This window comes from Sphingopyxis sp. (assembly GCF_035565275.1).
Classification (GTDB): Bacteria; Pseudomonadota; Alphaproteobacteria; order Sphingomonadales; family Sphingomonadaceae; genus Sphingopyxis.
In genome coordinates, this window is record NZ_DATMST010000105.1 from 1 (window position 1) to 8,496 (window position 8,496).

Here is an 8,496-nt window from a genome sequence, read left to right on the forward strand (position 1 = left end):
TGCGACGGGAGCGGGCGCCGGAGCGGCCTCGACCTCTTCGGCCTCGACCGGCGCGGCTTCGCCCGGACGACCGAGCACGCGGCGACGCTTCACCTCGACCACCACCGTATTCCGGCGCCCGTGGCTGAATTGCTGCTGCACCTGTCCGGCCTCGACCGTCCGCTTCAGCCCCAGAGGCTTGCGGGTAAGGGTCGGTTTGTCCTGTTCGTCACTCATCGAAAACCATCATTCCTTCAAAACGCATCCGAAGCGGCGGTGCCGTCCGGCGCCGCCCCAATTTTTTCCTCGCCGGCGGGCGGCGGGGCATGCGGGTCGGAATCGCGATTGGTCGCGTCCCTACTCCATCCTGTGAAAAACTGCCAGCGGCTCAAATGCGCCAGCACACGGTCGGCGGCGCGGGCGTCTGTAATCGCCAGATGCACCGCATTCTCGCGTCCTAATGCCATAGATAGGGTGCCGCGGTCCACCGGCAAGACCTGGCCCTCGCGTCCGGAGCCTTCATCGTCCTCGCCGACGCGCCAGGCCTGCGCGAGTTTCTTGCGGCCATCCTCGCCCGCGTCGCTCGCATGCAAGAGCAGGCGAACCTGTCCTCGGCGCGCCGCCTGCTCGATCTTTTCATTGCCGCTGATCAGCGTGCCCGAACGCGATTCGAGCCCGAGCCGGTCGAGTGTCGCGCGCATAAGCTGCGCCTCGATCCGCTCACCGAGATCGTCGGGAATGGCGATATTGCCTTCGTGAAGCGCGCGTGAAAGCCCGCCCTTCAGCTTGCCTTTTGCGCGGGCAGTTTCGAGGTCGGCGCGATTGACGCCGATCCACGCGCCGCGCCCCGGCGCCTTGCCATGGACGTCGGCGGCGATGCTGTTATCGGGGCCGAGCGCCAGGCGCACGAGCTGCTCCGCCGGCGAAACCTCGCCGGTTACGACGCAGCGCCGCTCGGGCACATGCTGGCCGCGCCCCTTTGCGCGGTCGGTTTCGGTCAGCTGATCATTGCGCGGGGTCCGCATCGGCGGCCTCCCCGGCTTGCGGCGCAGCTTGTTCAGCCTCTGCCGCCGGCTCGTCGTCGAACCAGTGCGCGCGTGCCGCCATGATGATCTCGTTGCCCTGCTCTTCGCTCAGACCATATTCGCCCAGCACGCCGCCCTTGTCCTCGGCGCGTTCGCTGCGCGGCGGGCCGCGGCGGTTGTCGGTGCGCTTCTTCGCGATCAGTTCGTCGGTCGCAAGATCGGCAAGATCATCGAGCGTCTTGATCCCGGCCTTGCCGAGCACGACGAGCATCGCTTCGGTCAGGTGCGGAATGTCGGCGAGCGCATCCTCGACGCCGAGTTCACGGCGTTGCGCGCGCGACGCTTCCTCGCGGCGCTCAAGCCCTTCGGCGGCGCGGCTCTGCAGCTCCTGCGCCAGTTCCTCGTCGAATCCTTCGATGCTCGCGAGTTCGTCGATGCCGACATAGGCGACTTCTTCGAGTTCGCCGAAACCCTCGGCGACGAGGAGCTGCGCGAGCGTTTCATCGACGTCGAGCTCTTCCTGGAACATCGTCGAGCGTTCGACGAATTCGCGCTGGCGTTTCTCGCTGGCGTCGGCTTCGGTCATGATGTCGATCTGGCTGCCGGTGAGCTGGCTGGCGAGACGGACATTCTGGCCGCGGCGGCCGATGGCGAGCGACAACTGGTCGTCGGGGACGACGACTTCGATGCGGCTGTCATCCTCGTCGATGACGACACGCTGGACGGTTGCGGGCTGAAGCGCGTTGACGACGAAGGTCGCGGTATCCTCGGACCAGGGAATGATGTCGATCTTTTCGCCCTGCATTTCCTGCACGACCGCCTGCACGCGGCTGCCCTTCATGCCGACGCAGGCACCGACGGGATCGATGCTGCCGTCATAGCTGATCACGCCGATCTTCGCGCGCGAACCCGGGTCGCGGGCAGCCGCCTTGATCTCGATGATGCCGTCGTAGATTTCGGGCACTTCCTGCGCAAACAGCTTCTTCATGAAGTCGGGGTGCGCACGGCTGAGAAAAATCTGCGGACCGCGGTTTTCGCGGCGCACCGACAGGATCAGCGCGCGGACGCGATCGCCGACGCGCATCAGTTCGCGCGGGATCTGCTGGTCGCGGCGAATCACGCCCTCGGCGCGGCCGAGGTTGACGACGATGTGGCCGAATTCGACCGACTTCACGACACCGGTGATGATCTCGCTCGCGCGATCCTTGAACTCTTCATACTGGCGCTCGCGGTCGGCTTCGCGGACCTTCTGGAAGATGACCTGCTTCGCCGACTGGGCGTCGATGCGGCCAAGATCGACCGCGGGCAGCGGATCGACGATGAAGTCGCCGATCTTGGCATCCTTCTGCAATTTCTGGCCGGCGGCGAGGTCGACCTGCTTGAAATAATCCTCGACCGCCTCGACGACTTCGACGACGCGCCACAAGCGCAGGTCGCCGGTCTGGGCGTCGAGTTTCGCACGAATGTCGTTCTCGGCGCCGTAGCGCGCGCGCGCCGCGCGCTGGATCGCTTCCTCGATGGCCTCGATGACGATGCCCTTGTCGATCATCTTCTCGCTGGCGACCGAATTGGCAATCGCGAGCAGCTCGGCCTTGTTGGCGGAAATGGCAGTGGCCATCAGTCCTGTCCTTCTTCTTCCATTTCGTCGGCGCCTTCGATCGAAAGCGGGACGGTTGCGGCAATCAATTTGTCGGTGAGAACGAGCTTCGCCGTGTCGATCGCGTCGAACGGCAGCTTGTGTTCCACCCCTTCCTTATCCGAAATCGTGACGACATCGCCGTCGATGCCTATCAGCTCGCCGTTGAAGCGCTGGCGCCCGTCGCGCTTTTCCCTGAGCGCGATCTTCGCCTCGTGCCCCGCCCAGTCGGCGAAGTCGGCGGGCCGCGTCAGCGGCCGGTCGATACCCGGCGACGACACTTCGAGCCGGTACGCCTGGTCGATCGGGTCCCTGCCCGCCTCCTCAAGCGCATCGAGCCGGTCCGAGATGCGGCGCGACAGGTCGGCGCAATCATCGATCGTCAGCTGGCGCGTATCGGGCCGCTCGGCCATCACCTGCAGCGTCGGATCGCTTTCGCCGCCAAAGAAGGCGACGCGCACGAGCGCGAGGCCCATTGCCTCGGCTTCGGGCGCGATAATCGCATTAAGGGTGTCGAGATCGACCAAGCCATGTTCCCAAACCGGATGACCGGAAAGCATGTGGGTATAGCCGCCGCGGCCCGCGGCCCCGACGTCCCAACTGGCTAACCATGTCAAGAAGTAGGCCGCATATAGGCTTCGCCGCATGAGTCGGCAAGGGGAGAATGCTCAGGGGATCAGGTGACCACGCCGGCACATCGGCGGCCGTGGCCGGAAGCCGGAAAGGGAAACGCAGCCGGGAACGCGTCGGCGCTCCCCACGGGGACGTCCGGGATGGTTAAAGTCCACCCCGGACATTCTTCTTAGAGGCCGTCGAGGCCCTTGCTGACCATGATATTCACCGCGACGCGGCGGTTCTGCGCCTTGCCCTCGGGTGTCGTATTATCTGCCGCCGGGTCGGCTTCAGCCATCCCGGTGGGCGTCAGCATGCGATAGGGTTTCCAGCCGCAAGCCTGCTGAAGATGGTTGACGACGCGCGCAGCGCGCTTTTCGCTGAGCACCTGATTCAGCTCCTGGCTTCCCGTGGAATCGGTATAGCCAACGACAAGCAACAGGGCGTTGTCCATCCCGTCGGCGGTGGTCGCCGCGGTGCAGAGATCGGCTTTCGCCTGCTCGGACAGCACTGCCTTGCCGGTGTCGAAGTTCACGTTGGTCGTGCCCTTGATATTATACTGATCGATATCGCCCACACGGCCGCGTAGCGCCTCGGTAGCTGCCGTCTGTTCGGCGAAGCGCTGGTCGGTTCCGGTCCGGATCATCGAGGCGGTCCGGAGATCCTTGCTCTTGAGATCGACCTGGCTTGCGACGAGCCCGCCGTCCCACTGCAACGTATCGACAGAGACAGGCAGGCCGTTGAGCAGCGAATTCGCGGCAAGCTTGTCGCGATCGAGGCCCAGGAACCCGCCGCTGCTCTTGATCTTGGTGTAGTCGGCGATCGCGATCGCCGTGTTGTTGCCGTCGGCGGTCGTAACCTGCATCCGGCCATCGCTGCGCGCGGAGATGATGCCTTCGACCTTGGGGCCCTTGGTCATCTGTTCGGGCGAGGGCAGCTCGGCAACGACGGTTGCCATAACGTCACCTTCGGACCCCTCCGGCTGCTGCTGGGCAGCGAGGCTGCCCGTTGCTGTCCCGGCAAGCATCGCCAGCAGCAACAATATTCTAGGACTTTTGGAAACGGCACCCATACTCTACTCCTTCAAAACCAGCCGCCCCCGCAGATGAGCCCGCATATTCACGTGGTCCATTCTGGCACATGAATACTCGCGGCAATGTCGAAAGTTGCGCGGCTCGTCGCGCGTTTCGTGCGACGAACCGATAAGACTGTGTCGCAAAAGCGTAATTTTTTGCATTTGCAGCTTTCCGGCGACCGAATTCGGGCGGTATTGCCCCGGATGGCAGCCGACTTTTCAAAACATATGGGCCGCGATCGGGAACGAAGTTGCGTCCTTGCCCGCTCGCCGCAACAGACGCTTGCCATTCTTTTTTCATCGGATAGGCAGCAGACATGTCCCTCGACAGCGAAATCGACGCGCTGACGCACAGCCATGTGTATCTCGGCAAGCGGCACGACGCGAATGCGCGCCGGACGCTCTGGGTCGTGCTGCTCACCGCCGCAATGATGGTTGCCGAGATAGCGGCAGGCCTCGCCTTCAACTCGATGGCGCTGCTCGCCGACGGTTTTCATATGGCAACGCACGCCGGCGCACTCGGCATCGCCGCCCTCGCCTATCGCTATGCCAAGCGCCATGCGACGAGCGGCCGCTACAGCTTCGGGACCGGCAAGGTCGGCGATCTCGCGGGCTTCGCCTCGGCGCTCGTCCTCGGGATATTCGCGCTCGGCATCGCCTATGAATCGCTGACGCGCCTGTTCGATCCCAGCCCCGTCGCCTTTGGCGAAGCGACGGTCGTCGCGATGATCGGGCTCGGGGTGAATGTCGCGAGCGCCTTGCTACTCGGTCATGGCCACGATCACGGCCACGACCACGGCCAGGATCACGATCATTCGCACGATGATCATTCGCACGAGCAGGACAATAATCTCCGTTCGGCATATCTCCACGTCATCGCCGACGCGCTGACCTCGGTGCTCGCGATCGCGGCCTTGCTCGGCGGACGATATCTCGGCTGGACGTGGCTCGACCCCGCGATGGGCGTTGTCGGAGCGGCGGTAATCGCGGTCTGGTCATGGTCGTTGATGCGCGACACCGGCGCGGTGTTGCTCGATGCGACCGACGCGAAGCTCGAAGCCCGGATTCGCGCGCTCGTCGAGGACCCCGGCGATGCGAAGATCGCCGACCTCCATGTCTGGCGCGTCGGCCCGGGCGCCCACTCGGCCATCGTCAGCGTCGTCGGCGCGACCCGCGAAACCATTTGCCAGCGCCTCGCGCCGGTACACGCGATCGAACATCTGACGGTCGAGGTTCGCTAGGGTCAGGCGCCCGGGCCTGATCCCGGACGCGCACGGCGGTTGCCCGCGGCGCCCTTTTCCGGCAACGCGCGGCGGTCCAACAACGAAAGCCCGACGATGGCCGCCACCCACACCTCCCCCCGCATCGCGCCCGCCGCGGACGACCTGCTCAGCCTCGCCAACGCCCGCGTGATGGCCGACGATACCTGCATCCTCGACCTGCCCGCCCTCACCCTGCATGGCGGCGAGAATACCGCCATCCTCGGCGCCAACGGATCGGGGAAATCGACGCTGGTCAAGCTGATCACGCGCCAGATCTATCCGCTTTACGGCGGCACGGTGCGGATCTTCGGGCAGGACAACTGGAACGTTTTCGACCTTCGCAAGCTGCTCGGTATCGTTTCCTCGACGATGCAGCTCGATTTCGACGCCGAACCGCCGCTCGAAGTGCTCGACTGCGTCGTCTCGGGCTTCTTCGCCTCGCGCGGTCTGTGGGCGCATCAGGACTATACGCAGGAGATGGTCGACGTCTCGCGCGCCGCGATCGAAGAGGTCGGCGCGACCCATCTGATCGGCCGCAGCATCGCGAGCCTGTCGACCGGCGAGGCCCGCCGCATACTGATCGCCCGCGCGCTCGCGCATCGCCCGCGCGCGCTCCTCCTCGACGAACCGTGCGCGGGGCTCGACCCCGCCGCGCGGCATCATTTCCTCGACATGCTGCGCGCCGTCGCGCGCGGCGGCACCACGCTGCTGCTCATCACGCACCATATCGAGGAAATTCTGCCCGAAATATCGCGCATCGTGATGCTGCGCGAAGGCCGGGTCGAACAGGATGGCGACAAGGAAACGCTGCTGACCGGCGACGCGCTCACCCGCCTGTTCGGTCTGCCGATCGAGGTGACCCCCCGCGGCGAGTGGTTCCACGCCGACATCGTCGACTGACCGCCGCTGGCGTCGTTATGCCGATGATCACAGACCACCTGCCGGCACCATGCGAAGCGACGCCGGGTCGTTTCGAGCCTATTCCCGACGCAGAAATGACAAGCCAAGGAAGAATCAATGAAATTTGCTATAATCGCGAAACTGTCCCGGCTCGCCGTCGCGGTCGGTCTCGGTATCTCGGCGGCACCGGCCGCGCAGGCGCAGACCGCCGGCGATTTCGAATATGTAGCCGAATATGGCGCGATGATCGGCGCCGACGACCGGGTCAGCAGTAGCGGCGCAAAGCTGTCGGACCCGGCCGCGATATTGCAGCAGGACCGTTACAACGTCGATGTCCGCGGCGTCCTGCAGCCCGGCGACAGCGCCGACGACTATTTCGCCGACAGGGCGCATCGCGCGGCGATCGCGAAGGCGGCGATCGAATTCACCGACGATCAGGCGCGCGGGCATGTCGTAAACGGCACCTATCCGCTGCTCGTCGCAGTGAAGCGGGCGAAGGACGGGCGGCTGACCCTGTTCGTTTCGACGTCCGACGGCGAGCCCGCCGACGACTCCGAAGCGGCCGAGGCCGAGCTGCCGATGCCGGCTGGCGGCATCCCCGCCGCATTTCATGGACGATGGGCCGCATCGCGCGGCGCCTGCGCCGCCAGTCCGCTTGAAATGCTGACGATCGACGAACGCGGGTTGCATCAGGCCGAAGGCGAGATGCTTGCCGAACGCGTCGCCAGTGTCGGCGGCCTCGCGCGCATCGCCGTCGACGCGCGCAATTCGGGGGGCGGCGAGGATTGGACGTCGACCGAAGAGCTTACCCTGTCGACCGACGAAAACCGGATCGACTGGCGTCAGTTGAAGCCCGAACAGGGTGCCATACGGCAGCTTTTCCGGTGCGAGCAAAATTAAATCCGGCGCGGTTCGCCGTTCCGCAGCGAAACAACCGGTACCCGCGTGCAACATTTTGTTGGCGTTTCAGCGTATAAGGGGTCAGCGCCACCCCGCCTGCGCGAATCGGCGTCGGTCGGGGTGACGGAATTTTGATGCGCAGATGAAGCCCGAACTCGCCTTGACCGCCCGCTCGACGTGGCGCGATCCACCGCCGCCAAAGCCGGCGGGGCCCGGTCGTGCCTTCTGGGCGGCGATCGCCGCGGTGGTTGCGACGGCGTGCCTCGCCTTCCTTCTGTCGAGCGGCCAGATGCGCCCGCCCGCGGTCTTCGGCCCGTACAGCGTCTCGGTCCCGCTCGACTTCAAGGCTTATGATCCCACGCGGTGGGCGATCATGAATGCCGATGATTATGCCGCGGCGCTGAAGATCGACCCGACGCTGCCCGACCCGGCAAGCATAGGTTACAGCGACGCCGCCGCGATGCCCCCCACCGACCCCGCGCTGCTGCGCGATGAAGCGTTCGTCGGGCCGCCGGCCAAGCCATATGTTTTCCGCGGCGTCACGGCGCTCGATCGCGAACGCGCGCATTATTGCCTGACCGCCGCCATCTATTACGAGGCCGCGTCCGAGACCGACGACGGGATGCGCGGCGTTGCGCAGACGGTGATCAACCGCGTCCGCCATCCCAGCTTCCCCAACACGGTATGCGGCGTCGTCTTCCAGGGGTCACAGCGTGCGGGCGTGTGCCAGTTCACCTTCAGCTGCGATGGCGCGATGGCGCGCGCACCGAGCAAGCCCAACTGGCTGCGCGCGAGCCGCATCGCTTCCGCCGCGCTCGGCGGCTATGTCTTCCCGAAGGTCGGGCTCGCGACCCATTACCACACGCAGGCGATCTGGCCGCGCTGGGGCAAGAGCCTGGTGATGACCAACATCGTCGGCGCGCATATCTTTCACCGCTGGCGCGGACGCTGGGGGATGCCCGACGCCTTCCGCGCGCCTTATCTCGGCCGCGAGCCGGTACCCGGCCCCTATCTGCCGCTCGCGCAGCAGCTGGCAATCCTGAAAGGCCAGGGCGTCGCGCCCGGCGCCGGTCCCGTTCCCGTGCTCACGGGCCCCGCCGCACCGCT

9 protein-coding genes are annotated in these 8,496 nt (G+C 65.5%); 4 read left to right on the top strand and 5 right to left on the bottom strand.

Going from position 1 to position 8,496, the window contains the following annotated elements:
* The 5 genes from VN047_RS07315 to VN047_RS07335 all read right to left on the bottom strand — a co-directional run.
* Positions 1-216, bottom strand: a 216-nt coding sequence (locus VN047_RS07315) for a translation initiation factor IF-2 associated domain-containing protein (protein ID WP_325541468.1), incomplete at its 3' end; no start/stop codon positions are given.
* A 17-nt stretch (positions 217-233) separates the two neighbouring features.
* A complete protein-coding gene (locus VN047_RS07320) occupies positions 234-1,004 on the bottom strand; it encodes a DUF448 domain-containing protein (protein WP_325541469.1) in 771 nt (256 codons plus the stop codon).
* Positions 985-2,622 carry a transcription termination factor NusA gene (nusA, locus tag VN047_RS07325; protein WP_325541470.1) on the bottom strand — a complete coding sequence of 546 codons (1,638 nt, stop codon included), beginning with the start codon at positions 2,620-2,622 and terminating at the stop codon, positions 985-987. Before nusA ends, VN047_RS07320 begins: the two co-directional genes overlap by 20 nt.
* Entirely contained in the window at positions 2,622-3,167 is a 546-nt protein-coding gene (rimP, locus tag VN047_RS07330) for a ribosome maturation protein RimP (RefSeq protein WP_325541471.1), read from the bottom strand. The genes nusA and rimP overlap by 1 nt, the downstream gene beginning before the upstream one ends.
* A gap of 275 nt (positions 3,168-3,442) precedes the next feature.
* Positions 3,443-4,324 carry an OmpA family protein gene (locus VN047_RS07335; protein WP_325541472.1) on the bottom strand — a complete coding sequence of 294 codons (882 nt, stop codon included), beginning with the start codon at positions 4,322-4,324 and terminating at the stop codon, positions 3,443-3,445.
* Between the two features lie 320 nt (positions 4,325-4,644).
* Between VN047_RS07335 and dmeF the strand changes: the two genes are divergently transcribed.
* From dmeF to VN047_RS07355, 4 genes are all read left to right on the top strand, one after another.
* Complete coding sequence (gene dmeF / locus VN047_RS07340) at positions 4,645-5,568, top strand: CDF family Co(II)/Ni(II) efflux transporter DmeF (RefSeq protein WP_325541473.1); 924 nt, start codon at positions 4,645-4,647, stop codon at positions 5,566-5,568.
* A gap of 96 nt (positions 5,569-5,664) precedes the next feature.
* Entirely contained in the window at positions 5,665-6,489 is an 825-nt protein-coding gene (locus VN047_RS07345; RefSeq protein WP_325541474.1) for an ABC transporter ATP-binding protein, read from the top strand.
* Positions 6,490-6,606: 117 nt separating this feature from the next.
* Positions 6,607-7,389 (top strand): hypothetical protein, encoded by a 783-nt coding sequence (locus VN047_RS07350; protein WP_325541475.1) that lies wholly within the window; start codon positions 6,607-6,609, stop codon positions 7,387-7,389.
* A 142-nt stretch (positions 7,390-7,531) separates the two neighbouring features.
* Positions 7,532-8,496, top strand: a 965-nt coding sequence (locus VN047_RS07355; protein ID WP_325541476.1) for a cell wall hydrolase, incomplete at its 3' end; no start/stop codon positions are given.